The organism is Massilia sp. CFBP9026 (assembly GCF_034045165.1).
Lineage (GTDB): Bacteria > Pseudomonadota > Gammaproteobacteria > Burkholderiales > Burkholderiaceae_D > Telluria > Telluria arenae.
Genome location: NZ_JAXCWH010000005.1, coordinates 183,634 through 205,680, shown reverse-complemented (window position 1 = coordinate 205,680; position 22,047 = coordinate 183,634). Strand labels below are relative to the sequence as shown.

Sequence of the window (22,047 nt, the reverse complement as noted above, 5' to 3'; positions counted from 1 at the left end):
TTTGTTAGTAAATGAAAGAGGTTCAACAAAGTTCACATTCTAGATTGCGTAAAAATATACTTACGGTAACCGAGCGAACAAGCGAAAACAGCAGACCAATAAGCGCCAAAAAGCGCCCATTAACGTTAACCGGGAGTAGCAGGCCAGGAATGGATGAATCGAGCAGGCTGAAAGATGGCGTTCAGGGACGTGCGGACGCCGCATGCCGGGCAAGCCGGTACGCGGTCAGGAAAGCTGGGAGCGGAAACAAAAAAGCCGGCAGAGTTGCCGGCTTGGGGAGCAGATCAGGCTGGGGCCTTGTCGGCCGTTAGCCGCTCGTACTTGATGAGGAGTTCCTCGCGCGATTCGCGCCATTCCGGATTGAGCGGAATGCAGGCAACCGGGCACAGTTGCACGCATTGCGGCTCATCGAAATGGCCGACACACTCGGTGCACTTGTGCGGATCGATCTGGTAATACTCTTCGCCCATCGAAATGGCATCGTTGGGGCATTCGGGTTCGCAGACGTCGCAGTTGATGCAGTCGTCAGTAATCAATAAGGCCATGATACGTCCTGGAGAATCAGGCCTTCGGCGCTTGCGCCATGCTGGCGATTTTCTGCTGCAGCCAGCGGTCGACCGAAGGGAATACGAATTTGGAGACGTCGCCGCCCAGCATGGCGATCTCGCGCACGATGGTGCCCGAAATGAACTGGTACTGGTCGGACGGGGTCAGGAACATGGTTTCGACGTCGGGCAGCAGGTAGCGGTTCATGCCCGCCATCTGGAACTCGTATTCGAAATCGGACACCGCGCGCAGGCCGCGCACGATCACACGGGCGTCGTGCTTGCGCACGAAGTCCTTGAGCAGGCCCGAGAAGCTCTCGACCTGCACATTGGGGTAATGGCCAAGCACTTCGTTGGCGATATCCAGGCGTTCTTCGAGCGTGAAGAATGGACGTTTGTTGCGGCTGTCGGCGACGCCGACCACCAGTCGGTCGAACAGCCCGGATGCGCGGCGTACCAAATCCTCGTGGCCGCGGGTCAGCGGATCGAACGTACCTGGATAAACGGCTACAACCATTGCGGCTCCCTGAAAATTAACACCCTATTGGAACGCGCATTATGCCTGAAAACACGGCATCCGCCCCAGGCCGGGGCATGGTTTGCCCAATGGTTGTGCAGTTTCCCGGCCCTTGGCGGACTCAGGCCGCCTTTTCTTGCAGCTTCAGCAAATGGTAGTAGACCATGCCCGCCTTGTCGGCGCGCACCACTTCCCATCCATTCAACCAGTCGGGGACGTCGTCGCCCTCGGTGGGCAACGGCGCCTCGGCTTCGGCATACACCATGCCGCCATCAAGCAGCAGCGCCGCGCACAGCGGCAGCGTCTTGGCCAGCAGATCCTGTTGATAAGGCGGGTCGAGGAAGATCACGTCGAAGCGCTGGCCGCGGGTGGCCAGGTCTTGCGCCAGGGTCAGGGCGTCGGCGCGCAGCACGGTGATGTTGTCGGCCTTGAGCTTGTCGCGGTTGGCTTCGAGCTGGCGCACGGCCGGGGCGTGGTTGTCGACCATCGTCACCTTCGCCGCGCCGCGGCTGGCAGCCTCGAAGCCGAGCACGCCGGAACCGGCGTACAGGTCGAGAAAAGTGGCTTGCTCCCAGTCGCTGCCGAGCTGGTGGTTGATCCAGTTGAAGACGGTTTCGCGCACGCGGTCTGGCGTGGGACGCAGGCCGAGGGCATCGACCACCGGCAGCAGGGTGCGTTTCCAGGCGCCGCCGATGATGCGGACCTGGTGCTGGGCCATGCGCGGCGCGCCATGGGGTTTGGCGGCCTGGGGCCGTGATTTCATGGACTTTCTTTGCATGGGCGGCACTATAGCATGCAGGTTTACACGCCTGTCGGGGCCGCGATATCGCCGTTGAACGCGTGGGCGGGAGACCCGCCCACCCTACTTACCTGCTGCCAGTGCCCCGAAATCATTGATCCAGCCCTGCATGCGCTGCTGCGCATGGGCCTTCTGCTCCGGCGTCGCCAGTTTGATCGCGGTCAGGATGTATTTCGTCGTGTGGTCGATGCTGGCGTCATAGAAGGCCTTGCGCTCGGGCGACTCCATGCGTGTGAACAACTCGCGCATCAGGCCTTGCACCTTGGCGGCGGTCTGCTCGCGGTTGAGCTTTTTCTGTTGCACTTCTTGCAGCAGCGCCAGGATGCGGCGCTGGCGGTACTGGCGCTCCTCTAACCACTGCTGGTTGTCGAGCGGACGCAGGTCGGAGGCGCGGCGCAGGGCGGCTTCCTGCTCGCTGCTGAAGCGGCCGAACCACAGTTCCATCTGCTCCATCGATTTCTTGAAGCGCGCGCGCTGGCGTTTTTCGACGCTGCCGCTCATGAACTTGCGGCGGTATTCTTCGTTCTTGTCCTTGAACTTCTTGTCGATATTGGCGATTTGCGCAGGGGTGATCGACATGGCCAGCGTCGTCAGTTCCGGCACCGCGCGCTGAGACAGGCGTTCGCCGCGCACGCGGATCTCGCGGTAGGCCTGCAACAGGTCGGCCTGGCTCGGGTTGCCAGCCATTTTTTGCTGGAAAGTGCCTAATAAGGCGGCATAGTCGCGCAACTGGGTCTGGCGATGCCATTGGAACAGTCCATTGATGTCGCGCTTGGCGATGTCGGCCTGTTGTCCTTCGAAATCGACATAGGAATTCATCCACCAGTACAGTAAGGTGTCGCCCTGGTTGTACGAGAAGCGAATCGTGCTGCAACCGGCCGCCAATGCCATCAGGGCAATCGCCAATAGCGCTAGGGTGCGCCGGAAAAAAGTATCTCGCATGCTAGAATTTTTCATATTTTCAACTTTTTGAGAACGGCTTATGAACGTTGTGATCCTCGCCGCCGGCATGGGAAAGCGCATGCAATCCGCCCTGCCGAAAGTCCTGCATCCATTGGCTGGTAAGCCGCTGTTGCGCCACGTTATCGATACGGCACGTAGCCTGAGTCCGCAGAAATTATGTGTGATTTACGGGCACGGCGGCGCAGCGGTGCCCGAGATGGTGTCCGCGCTGGCGCAAGAGACCGGCATTACGATCGATACCGCCCTGCAGCAGCCGCAGCTGGGCACCGGCCATGCGGTGATGCAGGCCGTGCCGCAACTGGACGATGGCAGCGCCACCCTGGTGCTGTACGGCGACGTGCCGCTGACCACGGTGGACTCGCTGCGCCGCCTCGTAGAAGCCGCCGGCGACGACAAGCTGGGCATCCTGACGGTCGAACAGGCCAACCCCTTCGGCCTGGGCCGCATCGTGCGCGAGAACGGCAAGATCGTGCGCATCGTCGAAGAAAAGGATGCCAGCGAGGCCGAGCGCGCCATCCGCGAAATCAATAGCGGCATCATGGCCATCCCCACCCGCCACCTGAAGAAGTGGCTGGCGGCGCTGTCCAACAACAATGCCCAGGGCGAGTACTACCTCACCGATATCGTGGCCCAGGCCGTGGCGGACGGCGTGCCGGTCGTGTCGGCGCACCCGTCGGGCGAATGGGAAGTGGCTGGCGTGAACAGCAAGGTGCAGTTGGCTGAGCTCGAGCGTCGTCATCAATTGAACATCGCCCATGCCCTGCTGGAAAAAGGCGTGACCTTGATGGATCCGGCGCGCATCGATGTGCGCGGCGAACTGATTTGCGGCCGCGATGTCACTATCGACGTCGGCTGCGTGTTCGAAGGCCGTGTCGAGCTGGCTGACGGCGTAAAGGTCGGCGCCAACTGCGTGCTGGTCGGCGCCACGGTCGGCGCTGGCGCCAACATCAAGCCGTTCTGCCATATCGAAGGCGCCAGCATTGGCGCCGCTTCGCAGATCGGACCGTATGCGCGCCTGCGTCCGGGTACCGAGCTGGGCGAGGACGTCCATGTGGGTAACTTTGTCGAGATCAAGAACAGCACCGTCGCGGCGCACAGCAAGGCCAACCACCTGGCCTATATCGGCGATGCCACGGTGGGCTCGCGCGTGAACATCGGCGCCGGCGTCATCACCTGCAACTACGACGGCGCCAACAAGTTCCGCACCGTGATCGAGGACGAGGTGTTCGTGGGCAGCGACAGCCAGCTGGTGGCGCCGGTGACGATCGGCAAGGGCGCGACCCTGGGCGCCGGCACCACGCTCACCAAGGATGCGCCGGCCGGCAAGCTGACCATCTCGCGGCCCAAGCAAATCACGATCGAAGGATGGAAGCGCCCGGTGAAAGTGAAGAAGTAATCCACCGGCTGTCGACAGGGTAATCACAGGAAATAAACAAGATAAACACAGGGTTTTACCGTGCTTACCCCCTGTCCATCCACCTAGTCTTCCACAATATTATCCACAGGCTGCGGCCTGTAATCTAGACGGCGATCCGGGTGTCGAATTTGCTGCGGTGGGTCGAAAAATAGGCTTTGACGTTGCGCACGTTCGCGTGCGACGTGAACAGCCGGTGCGCCAGCGCATGATAGGCCGGCATGTCGGCGACCTGCACGACCAGCACGAAATCGGGTCCTGGCGACACCCGGTAGCACTGCAGCACGGCCGCCTCCCTGGCGGCCAGCTTCTCGAATTCTTCCATGCGCTCGGCGGCCTGCACGTCGAGCGTGATCTCGACGATGGCGGACAGGCGGCTACCGACCTTGTCGGGCGCCACGATCGCCACCTGGCGCTCGATGACGCCACTTTCCGTCAGCTGCTTTACGCGGCGCAGACAAGTCGGTGGCGACACGTGCACAAGGGCCGCCAGTTCGGCGTTCGTATGCGATGCGTCAGTTTGCAAAATATTCAGAATGCGACGATCGAGGTCGTCGAAGGCAGGTGGTTCTATCATTGTGATGAAATATTCGATAAATTTTCTGATTTATATGAAACAAGATTTCTTATTCATACTATCATGAAATAATCTAACAAAATCTGGCGCGCACTGTAAGCTTATTTCATTCGGATTGCTCTACGATAAGACTCAACAGTTTATTCATTCGAGAGGTTAGCCATGTGCGGTATCGTCGGAGCAGTCGCCAAACGTAATATCACCCCCGTCCTGATCGAGGGCCTGAAACGCCTCGAATACCGGGGTTACGACTCCTGTGGCGTGGCCATCCACCTCGATGGCCGCCTGACCCGCTCGCGCTCCACCTCGCGCGTGGCCGACCTCGAATCGCAAGTCAAGGAAGCACGCCTCGACGGCTTCACCGGCATCGCCCACACGCGCTGGGCCACCCACGGCGCCCCGGCATCGCACAATGCCCACCCGCACTTTTCGCCGACCGAAGACAATGCGCGCATCGCACTTGTCCACAACGGCATCATCGAAAACCACGACGAGCTGCGCGACGAACTCACCAAGCTGGGCTACAAGTTCACGAGCCAGACCGACACCGAGGTCATCGCCCACCTGGTCGACCACCTGTACACCGGCGACCTGTTCGAGACCGTGCAGCAGGCCGTCAAGCGCCTGCAGGGCGCCTATGCCATCGCCGTGTTCTGCCGCGAAGAACCGCACCGCGTGATCGCCGCGCGCCAGGGCTCGCCGCTGATCGTGGGCGTGGGCAAGGACGAGAACTTCGTCGCTTCCGACGCGATGGCGCTGGCCGGCACCACCGACCAGATTATCTATCTGGAAGAAGGCGACGTGGTCGACCTGCAACTGGCGCGCTACTGGATCGTCGATGTCGATGGCCGTCCGGTCGAGCGCGAAGTGAAAACCGTGCACGCCCACACCGGCGCGGCCGAGCTCGGCCCGTACCGCCACTATATGCAGAAAGAGATCTTCGAGCAGCCGCGCGTCATCGGCGACACCCTCGAAGGCGTGACCGGCGTGATGCCGGAACTGTTCGGCGACGGCGCCTATGCCGTCTTCAAGAAGATCGACCGCGTGCTGATCCTGGCCTGCGGCACCAGCTACTACGCCGGTCTCACCGCCAAATACTGGATCGAATCGGTGGCCAAGGTGCCGGTGAACGTCGAGATCGCCAGCGAATACCGCTACCGCGACAGCGTGCCGCACCCCGACACCCTGGTGGTGACCATCTCGCAGAGCGGCGAGACGGCCGACACCCTGGCCGCGCTCAAGCACGCGCGCAGCCTCGGCATGACCCACACGCTGACCATCTGCAACGTCTCGACCAGCGCCATGGTGCGCGAGTGCCAGCTGGCCTACATCACCCGCGCCGGCGTCGAAGTCGGCGTGGCCTCGACCAAGGCCTTCACCACGCAGCTGGCGGCGCTGTTCCTGTTGACCCTGACCCTGGCGCAAGTCAACGGCCGCCTGACCGATGCGGAGGAAGCCGAACACCTCAAGATGATGCGCCACCTGCCGGTCGCGCTGTCGTCGGTGCTGGCGCTCGAGCCGCAGATCATCGCCTGGGCCGAGGAATTCGCGCGCAAGGAGAACGCCCTGTTCCTGGGCCGCGGCATCCACTACCCGATCGCCCTGGAAGGCGCGCTGAAGCTCAAGGAAATCTCGTACATCCACGCCGAGGCCTACCCGGCCGGCGAACTGAAGCACGGCCCGCTGGCGCTGGTGACCGAAGAAATGCCAGTGGTAACGATCGCGCCGAACGATGCGCTGCTGGAAAAGCTGAAGTCGAATATGCAGGAAGTGCGCGCGCGCGGCGGCCAGCTATACGTGTTCGCCGACGTCGATTCGCGCATCACCTCGGGCGATGGGCTGCACGTGATCCGCTTGCCGGAACACTACGGCCTGCTGTCGCCGATCCTGCACGTGGCGGCGCTGCAGTTGCTGGCGTATCACACGGCGCTGGCGCGTGGTACCGACGTCGACAAGCCGCGTAACCTGGCGAAGTCGGTGACGGTCGAGTAAAGACCAACGGCGCAAGTCCTGCCAAACCAAAAGCCCATGACCTTCCGGTCCATGGGCTTTTTGCTGTCGAGTTCATGCGTTGCCTGGTCAGCTGTCGTCAACTTGTGCGCCGCGCTTGCCCCAGAAGCTGCTCGTCGCGTGCATCGACCGCCCAGTCTCCCAAGCCCGTCCCGTTCGCCGCCAGCATGGAGGCGCCAAGCGTGTCGCCGTTCAGCTTCAGGATACCGATCCCCCACGGACTGGTCACCAGGATTTCATCGCGGCCGTCCCCATCATAATCCGCCGCCAGACCAAACCGGTTGCAGGAACTGTCGAGCAGCCAAGCCCCGAACTGGGTGCCGTTGGGCGCCAGCATGGACGACGTCATCGTATTGCCCGCCTGTTTCAGGATGCCGATACCCCAGGCACTGGTGACGAGCAGTTCGACCTTGCCATCCCCGTCGTAATCCGCCGCCGGCCCGAAACGATTGGCGCCACCATCAACGAGCCAGCCACCGAAGCGCGTGCCGGAAGGCTGCATCATCGGCGCATCCAGCGTTCCTCCCGTCAGCTTCAACAGAGCGAGGCCCCAGGCGCTGGTGACCAGGGTTTCGGCACGGCCGTCCCCATCGTAGTCGCCCGCTGGCCCGAACCGGTTGAGCGAGGTATCGAGCACCCAGCCACCGAAGCGCGTTCCGTTGGGCGCCATCATGCACGTTTGGAGCGTTCCACCTGCCAGCTTCAGAATGCCGACGCCCCAGGCACTGGAAACCAGGATCTCGTCGCTGCCGTCCCCGTCATAATCCGCGATCGGGCCAAACTGGTCGTTCACGGTGTCGAGGCTCCAGTCGCCGACTCGGGCGACATTGTCCGCGACCATCAGCGGTGTCAGCGTGGCGCCCGTCAGTTTCAGGATGGCGATGCCGGAAGGACTGGTTGCCACGATCTCCTGCTGGCCATCGCCATCGAGGTCGCCCACTGCCAGGAGCCTGGTGACCGCGGTATCGAGCGCCCAGTCTCCGAACCTGGTCGTGTTGGGCGCCATCACGCGCGATGCGAGCGTGCCGCCAGCGAGCTTGAGGATCCCGATTCCCCAGGGACTGGTCATGAGAATCTCGGCGTTCCCGTCGCCGTCATAGTCGGCGACAGGCCCCACCGTATTGTCGCCGGTGTTGAGTAGCCAATCGCCAAACCGGGTACCGTTGGGCGCCATGATGGGCGACGCCATGGTGGCGCCGGTCTGCTTCAGCATGCCCAAGCCCCAGGCGCTCGTCACGAAGAGTTCGGCTTTGCCGTCTCCATCCACGTCGCCCGAGCGCTGGCTGGCGCCAGGCCTGGCGCGCGGTACGACGTCCGGCTGCCCCTCGCCCACCTTGCGGACCGACCAGTTCACGTAATAGTGAGAATTGCTGCCGCAACCCGTTGGCGAATCTGTTCCCGGCGTGTCGTCCCGGGCGGAGTGTGGCTTGTCGCTGTCCGTCGACTGGCGTAGCTGCGCGCTCGTGAATGGGTGAGCTGCCCCTGCAACCGGGCCGTCGCAGTTCGCGAAGATCAGATCGATACCGAACGCCGCGCCCTTGCTGACGAGCCAACCCGTCAGCGCTCCGATCGCCGTTCCCACGATCGGAAATATGCCGGTCCCGAGCGCTGCCCCGATGGCGGCGCCGGCGGCGCCTACCGCGGCAGTGCTCGCTGCCTGTGCGGCCTTGCTGCCAAGCTCCCGGGCGGCCTTTTCCAGATCCTGCTCGATTTTGCTGCGGTGTTCGGCGGTGTGGCCCTTGTTCACGATCAGGTACGACACCACGACGGTTTCCCCGTCGCCGACGACGACGCCTCTGAAAACAAGGCCGGGTTTGTAGGTCCCGTTATTCAGGTCTCCCATGTACTTCACTGCCGTGAGCGGCACCTTGCTGCCGACCGTCACGCTGAAGGTGACGAAGTCGGTATCCGTGTGTCTTGACCGCGTGTTCGTAATCTGGAAGGAGTCGAAAGAGAAGTCGTATATGGCTGAACTCATGATTTTGCCCCATAGCGTTGATAGACGAACCAGCCGGATAAACAGCGTCGTGGTAATTGTTCGACCAGCGTTGGCGAGGGAGGTTTTCAGGCTGGACCGGCACAGAATCGTTTTTGTCGCCAGCGCCAGCGCCATCGCCATCGCCATCCCAGACCGACGATGCCGATTTCCATCAGCGCATGCCCCCCGAACCCAGGATGATCTCGCCCGTCACCCAGCCGGCATCGCTTGATGCGAGAAAGGCAACGATCGGCGCGATGTCCTGCACCTGGCCGACGCGGCCGAGCGGTGTGCGTTCCTCGTTCCAGGCCTGGAAGTCGGATCCGATTGCCCCTGCGGTGTGGGTGCCCTCGGTGTCGACCAGGCCGGGATTGACGGCATTGACGCGGATGCCGCGCGGGCCGAGTTCGCGCGCCAGCACACCGGTGATGGTGTCGATCGCGCCCTTCGTGCCGCTATAGATGGCGCTCTCGGCCGGAAGAACGCTCGTGACGTTGGAACTGATGTTGATGATGCTGGCGCCCTCGCCCAGATGCGGCGCTGCGGCGGCGGTGACCAGCAGCGGGCCGAGGACGTTGATGTCGAACTGCTTGCGATAGAGTTCTTCGGTGGTCTCTTCGATCCTGGCGAACTGGTAGATGCCGGAGTTGTTCACCACGATGTCCAGGCGCCCGAAATGCTCGATCGCCGCACTGACCAGCGCCTCGACCTCCGCCTTCCTGGTGACGTCCGCGCCCACCGCGATGGCTATCCCGCCGGCCGCTTCGATGTCGGCGACCACCTTGTCCGCTCCACTCCTGCTCGAGGCGTAATTGACGACGACCTTCGCGCCATCGGCCGCGAGCCGGCGGGCGATGCCCGCGCCAATTCCTTTTGAAGCGCCCGTCACGATGGCGACCTTGTCTTTCAACTTGTTCATGTCTTGATATCCCAATAAGGCCGGCCTGGGCCAGCAAGGTTGAGACGCCATGGTGGCCCCTACAATATTGTTTGAGAACTGCCATCCATGTATATTCCAAGTACATTTTTGAACGGGTAGCGACGAGATGGAATGGAACGACGTCCGCATCTTCCTGGCAGTAGTACGCAACGGCTCGTTCGGTGAAGCCGCCCGCACGCTGGGCGTGAGCCATCCGACCGTCGGTCGTCGGATCAAGGCGCTCGAGGACGAGGCCGAGCAGGCGCTGTTTCGCCGCACCAGGGATGGACTGGTGCTCACGGATGCCGGGGACGGCGTGCTGGCGCTGGCGGAATCCATGGAAAATTCCGCGCTGGCTATGGAAAGACGTTTGGCGGGCAATCACGAACGCCTCGAAGGCATGTTGCGGATATCTTCGGCAGAGTGGTTTGCAGGCCATGTTCTGGCGCCCGTCCTGGCCGAACTGACGCACCGCCATCCGGCCGTCGTGCCCGAAGTCATCGCCAGCTACCGCTTGCTCGATCTGTCGCGGCGCGAGGCCGATGTGGCGTTTCGCCTCGTTCCTTTCAGCGAACCGGACATCGTCCAGCGCCGCCTGATGAGCATCCCATACGGTCTGTATGGCTCGGCCGACACCGCATCTGCACTGCAGGCCGATCCGGCGTCGGTGGGGCTGATCCTGATGAATACGGCGCAGTCGCACTTTCCGGATGTCGCCTGGCTGCTCGACAGGTTTCCTTCGTCGCGGCGCGTCTTCACCAGTACGAGCCGGGCCTTGCAGGCACAGATGTGCCTGCAAGGCATGGGGATTGCAGTGCTGCCAAGGCCACTTGGCGATGCGCTATCTGGATTGCAGCGCATCGACATGCCGGATCACCCGCCGAGCCGGGATATCTGGGTGGGCTACCACCATGACCTGCGGCATATGGACCGCCTGCGCGCGATGCTCGATATTGCCGATACGATGCTGTCGAATGCCGCGACCGCGACGCCATGATCGGATCGTGCTGCAAACAGCAAGAATGATCAGTGACCATGCTGGACCGTATAGGTAACCTTCTTTCATTCAATGTACTTTCAATCCATCGAACGGGGAGCAGCAGTGACATGATCGAATTTCCCGAAGACCTGGATCTGCGGCGGCTCATCCGCTTCTCACCAGACGACGGCTCGATCTGGCTGTCTGAAAGCCGCATGCTGTTGCTCCATGCGGCTTCGTTAGGCGGCTTGCGCGAAGAAATGATGAATTCGCTCGGTAAGGAGTTCACACGGCGCATGTTCACCCGCATGGGATTTGCGTCGGGCACGCGCGATGCTGAATTGGCGCGCAAGATTCGTGGAAACCTGACGATCGAGGAAGCGTTTGCAACAGGGCCGCAGATGCACATGCTCGAGGGCGGCGTACAGGTCATTCCCGTACTCGGCCATATGGACGTCGACAAAGGCGAGTTCCATGGAGAGTTTATCTGGCGTAACTCCTGGGAAGCAGCCGCCCACGTCAATTCCTTCGGTCCACAGCAGGACGCCGTATGCTGGAGCCTGATCGGTTACGCCTCCGGCTATACGTCTGCCTTCATGGGACGCTTTATCCTGTTCAAGGAAACGAAGTGCATCGGCTGTTCGGACGAAGAATGCAGGATCGTCGGCAAGCCTGTCGAGGAATGGCCTGACGCGCAAGACTTTACGCCTTACTTCGAGCCGGAGTCCATCGTGTCTCAGCTGCTGGAGCTTTCATCCCAGGTCGACATGCTGCGCACTAGCTTGAAGACATATCGCAGCCTCGAGGACATGGTCGGCGAATCGCCAAGCTTCAGGCAGGCCTATCGTCTGGTCGAGAAAGCTGCTGAAACCAACGTCACGGTACTGTTGTCAGGTGAAACCGGCGTCGGCAAGGAACGCTTCGCGCGTGCCATCCACCACCGGAGCCGGCGTGCAGACAAGGCTTTCGTGACGATCAATTGCGCCGCGCTTCCGCACGACCTGATCGAGGCGGAGCTGTTCGGCGTAGAGAGAGGCGCTTTTACAGGCGCCACCAGTTCACGCGCGGGCAAGTTCGAACGTGCCGACGGCGGGACGCTCTTCCTCGACGAGCTCGGCGAGCTGCCACTCGCCTCGCAGGCGAAACTGCTGCGCGCGCTGCAGGAAGGTGAAATCGAGCGGCTCGGCGACGAGCGTCCGCGCAAGGTCGATGTGCGTATTGTCGCGGCAACCAACGTTGACCTGCCGGAGGCCGTCAAGGCTGGACGCTTCCGCGCCGACTTGTACTATCGCTTGAGCGTCTACCCCATCCTCATCCCTCCATTGCGAGAGCGCCGCAGCGATATCCCGTCGATGGTTTCGATGATGGTGGACAAGTTCTGCGCGCTGCACGAAAAGCGCGTTGCAGGCGTGACCGACCAGGCAATGCAGGCGCTGGTGGCATACAGCTGGCCTGGCAATGTTCGGGAACTTGGGAACATGATCGAACGCGGGGTCATTCTGGCGGCACAGGGCGATTGGATCGAGAGCCGGGACTTGTTTCCGAACTTCGTGCTCCCGGAGATGGAGCGCGTTGCAGTCGATAAAGCCGGGGCACTTGAAAACCCTGAGCAAGAACGTAAAAGCACTTTGTGTGACCAGATCCTCCAGAGTCAAATGTCGCTTGAAGACATAGAGAATATGGTGTTGCGCGAAGCGGTCGTACGCTGCAAGGGCAACCTGTCCGGCGCCGCGCGGATGCTGGGCATCACCAGGCCGCAACTCAGTTACCGGCTGAAACGTTCCAGCATCGACAGCGCTGAAGATTCCGTAAAATTCTGAGTTCACCGGAAAGGCATGCATCTCAAACGGATGGCGTTTTGTCGAAGTATTCGGTGAGGAGGTCGGTCAGGACGCGGACCTTCCGGGTCGTGCGCTGGCCAGGCGGGCGCACTACATAGGCGCCGGCTGGCGACAATGGGTGCTTACGCAGGACTGGTACCAGCGCACCTGCATCCAGGTGAGAGCGCACCAGGCCTGTGGGAAGGCAGGCGATGCCCAGTCCGGCCAGTGTGGCAGCAAGCAGGGCGGAGCAATTGTCGGCTTTGAAGCGTCCTTGCGGACGCACTGTGACATTGGTGTCTCCATCCGTGAGGTGCCAGGCTTCCGTTCCCTGCATGAGGGCCTGGTGGTGGTGAAGCTCTTCCAGTGTCTCGGGGGAGCCAAGCTTCTCGACGTAGGCTGGGCTGGCCACCAGCATCCTGTAGATCGGGCCGATGCGTCGCGCGACCAGGTTCGAGTCTTGCAGGTAGCCGAGCCGGATCGCGCAATCGTAGCCCTCCCCGATGAGATTGACGACCTGGTCGCTGTAACAGGTGTGGACGTTGAGCAGTGGGTGGCGCCGCGCCATCTCGGCGATCACGGGCGCGAAGTGCGTCGAGCCCAGGGACAGCGGCGCGGCAATACGCAAGCGTCCGCACAGCTCGCCCGCCGGATGGATCGCTTCCCGCGCCAGGTCGATTTCGGCACAGGCCCGGGACGCATAGTGCATGAAGGTCGCGCCGGCTTCCGTCAGCGCCGCGCCGCGGGTCGTGCGCGACAGCAGTTGTAGTCCCAGCTCGTCTTCAAGACGGGCGAGGCGGCGGCTCACAACCGACTTTGACAGGCTGAGCCGCGATGCCGCCGGCGAAATACCGCCTGCGCCGGCAACTTCGACGAAGGTCTGCAGTACGTCGATGTCCACTTTCATGCTCCCGTCTCGTGCACGCCGCCTTGCCCACCACTGAGGATCAGCATGCTGCTTACTTTCCCTTGCCAACTTCAAATGCCGGCGCGTCCGGATCGGTCTTGACGATCCAGCTGCCGCTTTGCCGGAACGACGCTGCGGATGCATAGGTGTCTTCCATGAACTGGAAATAATGGATTTGTCCGTTCCTGACTTTCGCGAGGATTGAGAACGGGGAACGGAACGATGTGCCGACCGCCACCGAACGGTAGGTGAACGTCCCGAACACGGCGACGCTCTCGCCGCTACCAAACATATCGGTGACCTTGAAGTCCTCGATTTTCCAGTATTTGGCCACGCGGCTGAAGGTGTCGCTGAATCCTTCCGGCCCCTTCGACGTTCCCGCCCAGGGCTCGATCTTCTTCAGCTCCGGGTTGTCGAAGTTCAGCGACACATAGGTTGCGTCGGGGGCAACCAGGCGCTTGGCTGCGGCGCCGACCTTGTCCGGCGCCGTATTTTCAAGGAACTCCTTGACGACATCGAGTGGCGCGCGCTGTTGCTGGGCAAACGCAGCGAATGGGACGAGCAGGACACCGGCGGTCATCAGGCTGGCGCCGATCGAACCCACAGTGGCCGGGAATGCACTCCGCGCAGGGCCTGTGCTGGCAGTCACGAGTAATGTGTTCATGTTGGTTCTTTCGTTGCGGATTAAAGTTGGGTGTCGGCTGATCCCGATACCGTTTCTATTGCAAGCGTCATGCCAGCATTGTTTTTGTGCGATGCAATATGCGACGTTTGCGAATGAAAAATTTTCTCGGAAGGTAGGGGTATGCTGCGACGCAGCGCTGCATTTTCCTAAACTGCGATTTACCATTTGATGAATTTCCCTGACTGGCGCAGGCGAGAATTTTCGAGATCATCAAATGGGCAAAGCTGGCGAGGATCAGTTGTCCTGGGCGGCCGTGAACGTGAGAGGGTTGCGCGTCAGGCTACGGACCTTCGCGTAGGCAGGTGCTACCGCAACCTGCCGAGCAACAGCACAATGGCCATTCACGCAATGCCGTGTTCGTGCGGCCTGCCCCGGAGATCCAACCCCGCTACCACAAGGAGCGCAGAAGACCATGACCACCGAAAAAATCCGCAACCCACATACCGATCACCTCCTGACGCCCCAGAATGCGGCGCTGATCATCATCGACTACCAGCCGGTTCAGGTGTCGTCGATCCGCTCGATGCCGCGCGACGAGCTGGTGTTCAATATCGTGAGCACCGCCAAGGCGGCGTTGAACTACGAGCTGCCCATCATCCACTCGACCGTCAATGTCGCAACCGGCCGCAACAAGCCGCCGATCGCCGAGCTGCAGGAAGTGCTTGGCCACCTGCCGACCTATGACCGTACCTCCATCAACAGCTGGGAAGATATCGAGTTCAAGGAGGCGGTCAAGGCGCTCGGCCGCAAGAAGCTGATCATGACCGCGCTGTGGACCGAGGCCTGCCTGACCTTCCCGGCGCTCGACGCGATCCAGGAAGGGTACGAAGTCTACGTGCCAGTCGATGCGGTGGGCGGCACCTCGCTCGGTGCGCACGAGGCAGCCCTGCGCCGCATGGAACAGGCCGGCGTAAAGCTCATTAGCCGGGTCCAGATGTACTGCGAGCTCCAGCGCGACTGGTCGCGCGCTGCGACGGTGCCGGGCTTCATGGGCGTGTTCGAGAACCACGACGGCTTCAACGCCGAAAAGGCGATGCACGACGCGGCCAAAAAGTAAGCGCCAAGTCCGGTGGCGGCCGTACGCGAGGCCGCCCCATGATCGAACATCAAGGAATGAAGCGAATGAGCGAATTATTCATCGTCGTCGGACTCAAGGCGAAAGAAGGCAAGGAAGACGAGCTGCGCCGCGACCTGGCCAGCCTGGTCGAACCCTCGCGCAAGGAGGATGGCAACATCCGTTACGACCTGTTCGAAGACAAGGACACGCCGGGGCACTTCGTGTTCGTGGAAGAATGGGCATCCACCGAGGCGCGCGACCGGCATCATGAGCATGGCCCGCACATCGTGCGTTTCCACGAGAACGGCGTGGACAACGTCGAGAAGACGGAATTCGCACGCTTGCTCAGGCGCGTCGCCTGAGCTCCCGCACGCAAGAGCAGAATCGTGCTATCTCCAGCAGGAACGATCAGTGACTGTGCTGGACCGTATAGGTAACCTCTTCCCCATCAATACACCCCGCTGCCGAGTCCGGTTCGTCGACCGTGACCCGTGTGGCGCGGTGGTTTTATAAATCCATAACCGGGGAATGACAGTGAAACGAATAGTCCTGATCGGAGTCATGCTGGTGAGCGGCCTGACGAACGCCTACGCGCAAGCGAGTCAAGAAACGCCAGGCGCCGACCTGATCGTCCATAATGCCAAGATCCACACCGGCAATCCGGCCCAACCCTCGGCCTCCGCCGTCGCAGTCAAGAACGGCCGCATCTACTCGGTCGGCACCGATGCCGAAGTGCTGGGCCTCAAAAACGCCAACACGAAGATCATCGATTCCCGCGGCCGCCGCCTCATCCCGGGCATCATCGACGCCCACACCCACGTGCTCAACGAACTCGGCTACAACTACACCCTGCGCTGGGATGGCGTGCCGACGCTGCGCCGGGCCCTGCAAATGCTGAGCGAGCAAGCCAAGCGCACGCCGAAGGGCCAGTGGGTCAAGGTGGTCGGCGGCTGGTCGCCGTACCAGTTCGAAGAGAACCGCTTCCCCACCATCGACGAACTGCGCAAGGCCGTCCCCAACCACCCCTTGATCGTGCAGTACGCCTACAACCGTGGCTTCATGAACCAGCTGGCGATGGACGCCTTCGGCGTGGGCACCGACAAGTTCCCCAACCTGCCCGGCACCGAGCTGGAAAAGGATGCGCAAGGCCGCTACACCGGTGTGGTCCACGGCTACACCTTCACCTTCATCGCCATGGAAACCATGGTCCCCCAGCTCACCCCGGACGAGGAAGTGAGTTCGCTGGTCCAGATTGTCCATAGTCTCAACCGCGTCGGGGTCACGTCCATCGTCGATGCGGGCACGGGCTTCCGCGGCTATCCGAAGGCCGTGCGCACCGTGGATGCCCTGGCGCGCGACAACCGCCTCAATATCCGCATGCCCTTCATGGACATCCAGTTCGGCGACGGCGCCGACTTCAACGTGGTCGATGCGCAGATCACGGCGATCACCAAGACGGCGCCGATCGCTCCCGGCCACAACCTGCACCCGCACCTGGCCCATGGTCACTCCTACCAGGGCGCCGGCGAGCTGCTGTCGGTGGAGGTGCACGACCACGAGAACTTCGACCGTCCGACGCTCGTCATCGAGCCGGCCCTGATGCATCAACTGGTCGAGCGCGACATCTCCAAGCTGGTCCAGCGGCGCATTCCCTTCCGCGAGCACATCACCTACGACGAGAACATCACGCCCTTCCTCGATGCGCTCGAGAAGCTCAACCAGAAGATGCCGCTCGACGGCCTGCGCTGGAGCCTCGAACACGCCGAGACCATCAGCCCGGCCAATATCGCACGGGTGAAGGCGCTGGGCGGCGGCATCGCCCTGGACACCAAGATGGCGCTGCACGGCGACAGCTTCGTCAAGACCCACGGCCGCGACAAGGCATTGCAGACCCCGCGCCTGCGCCATCTCGTCGACAGCGGGATCCCGCTGGCCATGACCACTGACGCCTTCCGGGCCGCCTCGTTCAATCCGTGGATCGGCATCAGCTGGATGGTGTCCGGCAAGTCGATCTCCGGCGCCGAGATCCTGGCCAAGGACAACCGCCTCACACGTGAAGAAGCCTTGCGGCTGTTCACGCGCAATGCGGCGTGGTTCATCAGCACAGAATCCGAAATGGGCATGATCGCCCCCGGCCACCTCGCCGACTTCGCGCTGCTGGACCGCGATTACTTTGCGGTGCCGGAAGCCCAGATCAAATCCATTTCCTCGGTCCTGACCGTGATGGATGGCCGGGTGGTCTACGGCGCACAGGATTACGGCTCGCTGACGCCGGTATTGCCCGATATCCTGCCCGCCTGGTCGCCGATCAAGCATTTTGGCGGCTATTACCAGGCAAGGTAAGGTGAATGTGCGCGCGGCCAGGCTCGCCATTCCCTTGCTGCTGGCGGCCGACGCCGCGCTGGCGCAGTTCCAGCCCTTGCGCTTCGACGACGACGTCAAGGCCCAGCGCCAGGGATGCGCCGATGGCGGCAGCCGCGCCGCATGCTGGAAGGACCGTCCACTTGCGGAGCACGTGCGCCTGACCATTGGCGGCAACCTGCGCCTGCGCTACGAGCACACCGGCAATCCGCGCTATGGGCTGGAGCCCCAGGACCGATGGGGCGTGCTGCAGCATCGCAGTTCCATCTTCGCCGACCTGCGCCTGGGCGAACACTGGCGCGGCTTCGCCCAGCTGTCCAGCTCGACCACCAACGGCCGCGCCGCCGGCCCGTCTCCGGTGGACGAGAACCGCCTTGACCCGACCAATCTGTTCGCCGAATGGCAATCGGGAGGCGATGGCGCAGGCCGCGTCGGCATCCGGGCCGGTATCCAGGAGCTGCAGTTCGGGAGGGGGCGCGTCATCGATGCGCGCGAGGGGCCCAATGTGCGGCGCAGCTTCGAGGCCGTCCGCGCCTATGCGGTGGGCGGCGCCTGGCGCATGGATGCCTTCGCCGCGGCGCCGCGCCAGAACCTTCCGGGCAGCTTCGACGACACGCGTTTGCCGACGCAGAAGCTGCGCGGCGTCTATGCGACCCGTACCGGCGGTTTCACTTCCTGGGACCTCTACGCCCTGCATTACGAAGACACCGTTGCCCGCTACGTCCAGGGCGAGGCGCACGAACGCCGCTGGACGGTCGGCGCCCGCCTGTTCGGCGAACGCGAAGCCTGGGACTGGAACTGGGAGCTCGCCGTGCAGGGCGGACGCTTCGGCGACGCCGGTATCCGCGCCTGGTCGCTCGCGACGGAAACCGGCCATACCTTCGATGGCGTGGCCGGCAGGCCGCGGGCGGCGCTGCTCCTCGCCGTTGCCAGCGGCGACAAGGATCCCGGCGACGACCGCCTCGGCACCCTCAATCCCATCTACCCGCGCGGGAATTATTTTGGCGACGAAGCGACGCTCGGCCCACGCAACTTCTTCAACATCCATCCGGCGCTGACGATGCAACTGGCGCCACGGGTCCAGATGAACGCCAGCCTCGACTTCTTCTGGCGCCACAGCACCCGCGACGGCGTGTATGCGCCCAACGGCAGGCTGATGGGGCCCATCGGCGATAGTCGTGCGCGTTACGTGGCGACCATCGCATCGCTCGGCGCCACCTGGACGCCGGCCCCGGGCTGGTCCTCGACGGCGGTGCTCGCCTACGGAAAGCCAGGCAGCTTCCTGCGCGAGACCGGCGCCGACGATGCGCTGAGCTTCGTCAGCATCGGCGTGCAATACCGGTTTTGACTTAATGACCCTGAACTACAAGGAGGATTGACCAATGTTCGAACGAACGATCGACCGTGTCACCCGCATTCCCCCACTCGGCCCCGGCTTCGACGGCGAGCGGCACAAGGCCGCCCTGGTGGTGGCGCCCGGCGACCTGCCCGCCACCGATCCATTCTTCCTGATGGCCGATGACAACATCACGCAGGGCGGAGCGTTCGGCGAGGCGCACCCGCATGCCGGCCTCGAGACCGTCACCTTCATGTTGAACGGCACGATGGAAGATGCCGGCGGGCGGCTGGAGGAAGGCGACGTCGAATGGATGACGTCCGGCAGCGGCATTGTCCATGCGGAGAACACGGTGGTGTCCACCGGCATGCGCCTGTTCCAGCTGTGGCTGATCCTGCCCGAGGCCCAGCGCAATATGGCGCCGCGGGTGCAGGTCCTGCGGCGCGCCGCGATGCCGGTGCACACCGAGCCTGGCGTCGTGGCGACGGTCTACAGCGGCAAGTCGGGCGACGCGGCGGCGCCGACATTGAATGCGGTTCCCGTGACCCTGATCGACATCCGGCTGGCGCCGGGGGCGGTCTTCGCGGCGCATGTTCCCGCCTCGTATAACGCCTTCGTGGTGGCGCTCGAGGGAGAGTTCACAGCCGGCGCGACGTCCGAAAAACTCGCCGCGGGCACGGTCGGCTGGACGGGCCCGATGGGCGACGGCGACAGTGCGCTCCACTTGCGCGCCGGGGACGATGGCGCGCGCCTGCTGCTGTATGCGGGCCAGCCGCAGAACATCGCGGTGGTGGCGAAAGGCCCGTTCATCGCCGGCTCCAGCGAAGAACTGGCCGGCTATTATGCCGCTTACCGCCATGGCAAGTTCCCTCATGCGGGGTCGATGCGGCCGACTGCCCCTCAGGCATAGTTGCGCTTGATGCACAAAACCTGGGCTTTTGCATTGCCCGTGCACCATGCATAGTTCTAGAAAGAACTAAATCCTGTATAGTCGGGTTCCTGACCGACCGCTTTCGTGCGTCCACGTCACCAGGGGCGCCACGCCGCGCCTGCCGGTGTCTGGATTGCCATTGTCACGCCATGAACATCCAGAACCCCGACCTGATGTACCGCCTGCTTGTCCAGGGGGTGGTCGACTACGCCATCTACATGCTCACGCCCGCCGGCATCGTCTCCAGCTGGAACGCCGGCGCCCAGCGCGCCAAGGGCTATACCGCGGGCGAGATCGTCGGCCGCCACTACGCCTGCTTCTACGGCGCCGAGGACCGGGATGCCGGCCTGCCCGACACCAACCTCGAGATCGCCACCCGCACCGGCCGCTTCGAAGATCAAGGCTGGCGCGTGCGCAAGGATGGCAGCGCGTTCTGGGCCCACGTCGTGATCGACGCCATCCGCGGCGACGACGGCGTCCTGGTCGGCTTTGCCAAGATCACGCGCGACATTACCGAACGCTACCAGCAGCAGCGCAAGCTGGTCGAGGCCAAGGAGCTGGCCGAGGCCTATAGCCGCCAGATGGCCTCGCTGTCGGACTTCCTCGATTCGGTGATCGCCAACATCCCGGCCAGCGTGCTGGTGCTGGACGTAGCATCGCGCACCATCCTGCTGGCCAACCAGCAGGCGCAGCGCCTGTTCGCCCAGGCCTATGTCGACATCAAGGGCCTGGCCGTCGGCGATTGCCTGAGCCCGAGCGTGGCCGAATATATCGAGCGCCAGACGGCGCACGCGGCGCCCACCAGGGCCGGGCTGGACGACGCCGTGCTGGTGGAGACCTCGGTCGGCCCGCGCAGCCTGCGCAGCCGCACGGTGCCGGGCAAGCAGCCCAATGGCGAGGGCGAGTACGTGCTGATCATCACCGAAGACGTGACCGACGAGCTGGCCGCCTATGCGCAGATCCACCACATGGCGCAGCACGACGGCCTGACCAATCTGCCCAACCGCAACCTGTTCAACGAACGCCTCAACAACGCGCTCGCGTCCAGCGCGGAAGATGGCTCGGGCGTGGGCATCCTCTGTCTCGACCTGGACAATTTCAAGAACATCAACGACGCCTACGGCCATGGCTTCGGCGACAAGATCCTGCTGATGCTGGCCAGCCGCCTGCGTAAATGCCTGCGCGACCAGGACACGCTGGCGCGCCTGGGCGGCGACGAGTTCGCCGTGGTCCTGCCGCGCGTCAAGCGCCTGGAAGAAGCGCAGCAGGCCGCGCAGCGCCTGATCGAGGCGGTGGCGCCGGCATTCTCGATCGACGGCCACAGCTTCGCGGTCGGCATCAGCGTCGGCATCGCCTTGTCCACACCCGCCGGCAGCACGGCCGAGCAGTTGCTGCAGCACTCGGACATGGCCTTGTATGAAGCCAAGCGCAACGGCCGCAACCGCCATGAGGTGTTCCGGCCCGAGATGGAGGCGGCGGCGCGGGTGCGGCGCCAGATCGAGATCGACCTGCGCCGCGCGCTGCACCGCGGCGAGCTGCAGATGCACTATCAACCGATCGTCGAGAAGGCCGGCAACCGCATCTCGGGCTACGAGGCCCTGATCCGCTGGAGGCATCCGGAACGCGGTTCGATACCGCCGATCGACTTCATTCCGATTGCCGAAGAAACCGGCCTGATCCACGAACTGGGCTCCCGCGCGCTCAACCTCGCTTGCCAGGAAGCGGCGACCTGGACCAATGGCGAAACGATCGCCGTCAACCTGTCGCCGATCCAGTTCAAGAGCAGCGAACTGGTCAGCATGGTGGCGCTGGCGCTGGCCGATTCCGGCCTCGCGGCCGAGCGGCTGGAACTGGAGATCACCGAGTCGGTGTTGCTCGACAATAGCGACGGCAATATCCGCACCCTGAAAGCCCTCAAGAAGCTGGGCGTGCGCATTTCGCTGGACGACTTCGGCACCGGTTATTCCTCGCTGAGCTATCTGCGCTCCTTCCCCTTCGACAAGATCAAGATCGACAAGTCCTTCGTGCAAGAGATCGGGCAGAGCCGGGAAGCGATGGCGATCATCCGCGCCATCACCGGCCTGTCCAGCAGCCTGCTGATCGAGACGACGGCCGAGGGCGTGGAAACCGAGGAGCAGCTGCGACGCCTGATGGAAGAAGGCTGCTCGCACTTCCAGGGCTATCTGTTCGGGCGGCCGGAAGCGGCCGAGAACCGGATGCAGCAGCTCGACTGGCCGGTGGTCTGACTG

The 22,047-nt window shown here is 63.0% G+C and carries 19 protein-coding genes; 10 read left to right on the top strand and 9 right to left on the bottom strand.

Annotated features, from left to right (window positions below):
• Window positions 1–284: 284 nt before the first annotated feature.
• The 4 genes from SOM28_RS14215 to SOM28_RS14200 form a co-directional block, all read right to left on the bottom strand.
• On the bottom strand, window positions 285–545 hold the full coding sequence (locus SOM28_RS14215) for a YfhL family 4Fe-4S dicluster ferredoxin (RefSeq protein WP_123067682.1): 261 nt from the start codon (window positions 543–545) through the stop codon (window positions 285–287).
• A gap of 16 nt (window positions 546–561) precedes the next feature.
• Complete coding sequence (gene coaD, locus SOM28_RS14210; RefSeq protein WP_005664073.1) at window positions 562–1,062, bottom strand: pantetheine-phosphate adenylyltransferase; 501 nt, start codon at window positions 1,060–1,062, stop codon at window positions 562–564.
• 121 nt (window positions 1,063–1,183) lie between these two features.
• Window positions 1,184–1,825, bottom strand: a complete 642-nt coding sequence (gene rsmD, locus SOM28_RS14205; protein ID WP_229414799.1) for a 16S rRNA (guanine(966)-N(2))-methyltransferase RsmD — start codon at window positions 1,823–1,825, stop codon at window positions 1,184–1,186.
• A 99-nt stretch (window positions 1,826–1,924) separates the two neighbouring features.
• On the bottom strand, window positions 1,925–2,803 hold the full coding sequence (locus tag SOM28_RS14200; RefSeq protein ID WP_320468501.1) for a DUF6279 family lipoprotein: 879 nt from the start codon (window positions 2,801–2,803) through the stop codon (window positions 1,925–1,927).
• A 40-nt stretch (window positions 2,804–2,843) separates the two neighbouring features.
• Here SOM28_RS14200 and glmU point away from each other — a divergent pair, with 40 nt between their 5' ends.
• Window positions 2,844–4,220: a bifunctional UDP-N-acetylglucosamine diphosphorylase/glucosamine-1-phosphate N-acetyltransferase GlmU gene (glmU, locus tag SOM28_RS14195; RefSeq protein WP_123067684.1), complete on the top strand. Its 1,377-nt coding sequence runs from the start codon at window positions 2,844–2,846 to the stop codon at window positions 4,218–4,220.
• Between the two features lie 124 nt (window positions 4,221–4,344).
• Here the strand turns inward: glmU and SOM28_RS14190 are convergent, their stop codons facing one another.
• Window positions 4,345–4,815, bottom strand: a complete 471-nt coding sequence (locus SOM28_RS14190; protein ID WP_320468500.1) for an Lrp/AsnC family transcriptional regulator — start codon at window positions 4,813–4,815, stop codon at window positions 4,345–4,347.
• 162 nt (window positions 4,816–4,977) lie between these two features.
• Between SOM28_RS14190 and glmS the strand changes: the two genes are divergently transcribed.
• Window positions 4,978–6,807, top strand: coding sequence for a glutamine--fructose-6-phosphate transaminase (isomerizing) (glmS, locus tag SOM28_RS14185; RefSeq protein WP_320468499.1), 1,830 nt, complete (start codon window positions 4,978–4,980; stop codon window positions 6,805–6,807).
• A 97-nt stretch (window positions 6,808–6,904) separates the two neighbouring features.
• Here the strand turns inward: glmS and SOM28_RS14180 are convergent, their stop codons facing one another.
• Both SOM28_RS14180 and SOM28_RS14175 read right to left on the bottom strand, forming a co-directional pair.
• Window positions 6,905–8,938 carry an FG-GAP repeat domain-containing protein gene (locus SOM28_RS14180; protein ID WP_320468498.1) on the bottom strand — a complete coding sequence of 678 codons (2,034 nt, stop codon included), beginning with the start codon at window positions 8,936–8,938 and terminating at the stop codon, window positions 6,905–6,907.
• Between the two features lie 37 nt (window positions 8,939–8,975).
• Window positions 8,976–9,722 (bottom strand): glucose 1-dehydrogenase, encoded by a 747-nt coding sequence (locus tag SOM28_RS14175; protein WP_320468497.1) that lies wholly within the window; start codon window positions 9,720–9,722, stop codon window positions 8,976–8,978.
• Window positions 9,723–9,849: 127 nt separating this feature from the next.
• On the opposite strand from SOM28_RS14175, the gene SOM28_RS14170 reads away from it, so the two are divergent.
• Together SOM28_RS14170 and SOM28_RS14165 are read left to right on the top strand one after the other, a co-directional pair.
• The gene (locus SOM28_RS14170; RefSeq protein ID WP_320468496.1) at window positions 9,850–10,719 is read left to right on the top strand and encodes a LysR family transcriptional regulator; all 870 of its coding nucleotides are present in this window, start codon (window positions 9,850–9,852) and stop codon (window positions 10,717–10,719) included.
• A 110-nt stretch (window positions 10,720–10,829) separates the two neighbouring features.
• Entirely contained in the window at window positions 10,830–12,521 is a 1,692-nt protein-coding gene (locus SOM28_RS14165; RefSeq protein WP_320468495.1) for a sigma-54-dependent Fis family transcriptional regulator, read from the top strand.
• Window positions 12,522–12,543: 22 nt separating this feature from the next.
• On the opposite strand, the gene SOM28_RS14160 is transcribed toward SOM28_RS14165, so the two are convergent.
• On the bottom strand, window positions 12,544–13,428 hold the full coding sequence (locus SOM28_RS14160) for a LysR family transcriptional regulator (protein WP_320468494.1): 885 nt from the start codon (window positions 13,426–13,428) through the stop codon (window positions 12,544–12,546).
• A gap of 52 nt (window positions 13,429–13,480) precedes the next feature.
• Window positions 13,481–14,092 carry a nuclear transport factor 2 family protein gene (locus SOM28_RS14155; protein ID WP_320468493.1) on the bottom strand — a complete coding sequence of 204 codons (612 nt, stop codon included), beginning with the start codon at window positions 14,090–14,092 and terminating at the stop codon, window positions 13,481–13,483.
• A gap of 433 nt (window positions 14,093–14,525) precedes the next feature.
• Between SOM28_RS14155 and SOM28_RS14150 the strand changes: the two genes are divergently transcribed.
• From SOM28_RS14150 to SOM28_RS14125, 6 genes are all read left to right on the top strand, one after another.
• On the top strand, window positions 14,526–15,170 hold the full coding sequence (locus tag SOM28_RS14150) for a hydrolase (RefSeq protein WP_320468492.1): 645 nt from the start codon (window positions 14,526–14,528) through the stop codon (window positions 15,168–15,170).
• A 65-nt stretch (window positions 15,171–15,235) separates the two neighbouring features.
• Window positions 15,236–15,532 carry a putative quinol monooxygenase gene (locus tag SOM28_RS14145; RefSeq protein ID WP_320468491.1) on the top strand — a complete coding sequence of 99 codons (297 nt, stop codon included), beginning with the start codon at window positions 15,236–15,238 and terminating at the stop codon, window positions 15,530–15,532.
• Window positions 15,533–15,704: 172 nt separating this feature from the next.
• Entirely contained in the window at window positions 15,705–17,513 is a 1,809-nt protein-coding gene (locus SOM28_RS14140) for an amidohydrolase (RefSeq protein WP_320468490.1), read from the top strand.
• 1 nt (window position 17,514) lies between these two features.
• Window positions 17,515–18,879, top strand: a complete 1,365-nt coding sequence (locus SOM28_RS14135) for an alginate export family protein (RefSeq protein ID WP_320468489.1) — start codon at window positions 17,515–17,517, stop codon at window positions 18,877–18,879.
• 34 nt (window positions 18,880–18,913) lie between these two features.
• Window positions 18,914–19,777 (top strand): pirin family protein, encoded by an 864-nt coding sequence (locus tag SOM28_RS14130; protein ID WP_320468488.1) that lies wholly within the window; start codon window positions 18,914–18,916, stop codon window positions 19,775–19,777.
• A 170-nt stretch (window positions 19,778–19,947) separates the two neighbouring features.
• Entirely contained in the window at window positions 19,948–22,044 is a 2,097-nt protein-coding gene (locus tag SOM28_RS14125; RefSeq protein ID WP_320468487.1) for a sensor domain-containing protein, read from the top strand.
• Window positions 22,045–22,047: the final 3 nt, after the last annotated feature.

Coding starts and splice junctions, on each gene's coding strand:
- SOM28_RS14145 (WP_320468491.1), top strand. CDS start 15,236: ATGAGCGAATTATTCATCGTCGTCGGACTCAAGGCGAAAGAAGGCAAG.
- SOM28_RS14175 (WP_320468497.1), bottom strand. CDS start 9,722: ATGAACAAGTTGAAAGACAAGGTCGCCATCGTGACGGGCGCTTCAAAA.
- SOM28_RS14160 (WP_320468494.1), bottom strand. CDS start 13,428: ATGAAAGTGGACATCGACGTACTGCAGACCTTCGTCGAAGTTGCCGGC.
- SOM28_RS14150 (WP_320468492.1), top strand. CDS start 14,526: ATGACCACCGAAAAAATCCGCAACCCACATACCGATCACCTCCTGACG.
- glmS (WP_320468499.1), top strand. CDS start 4,978: ATGTGCGGTATCGTCGGAGCAGTCGCCAAACGTAATATCACCCCCGTC.
- SOM28_RS14215 (WP_123067682.1), bottom strand. CDS start 545: ATGGCCTTATTGATTACTGACGACTGCATCAACTGCGACGTCTGCGAA.
- SOM28_RS14190 (WP_320468500.1), bottom strand. CDS start 4,815: ATGATAGAACCACCTGCCTTCGACGACCTCGATCGTCGCATTCTGAAT.
- rsmD (WP_229414799.1), bottom strand. CDS start 1,825: ATGAAATCACGGCCCCAGGCCGCCAAACCCCATGGCGCGCCGCGCATG.
- SOM28_RS14200 (WP_320468501.1), bottom strand. CDS start 2,803: ATGCGAGATACTTTTTTCCGGCGCACCCTAGCGCTATTGGCGATTGCC.
- SOM28_RS14170 (WP_320468496.1), top strand. CDS start 9,850: ATGGAATGGAACGACGTCCGCATCTTCCTGGCAGTAGTACGCAACGGC.
- SOM28_RS14165 (WP_320468495.1), top strand. CDS start 10,830: ATGATCGAATTTCCCGAAGACCTGGATCTGCGGCGGCTCATCCGCTTC.
- SOM28_RS14155 (WP_320468493.1), bottom strand. CDS start 14,092: ATGAACACATTACTCGTGACTGCCAGCACAGGCCCTGCGCGGAGTGCA.
- SOM28_RS14180 (WP_320468498.1), bottom strand. CDS start 8,938: ATGGCGCTGGCGCTGGCGACAAAAACGATTCTGTGCCGGTCCAGCCTG.
- glmU (WP_123067684.1), top strand. CDS start 2,844: ATGAACGTTGTGATCCTCGCCGCCGGCATGGGAAAGCGCATGCAATCC.
- coaD (WP_005664073.1), bottom strand. CDS start 1,062: ATGGTTGTAGCCGTTTATCCAGGTACGTTCGATCCGCTGACCCGCGGC.
- SOM28_RS14125 (WP_320468487.1), top strand. CDS start 19,948: ATGAACATCCAGAACCCCGACCTGATGTACCGCCTGCTTGTCCAGGGG.
- SOM28_RS14130 (WP_320468488.1), top strand. CDS start 18,914: ATGTTCGAACGAACGATCGACCGTGTCACCCGCATTCCCCCACTCGGC.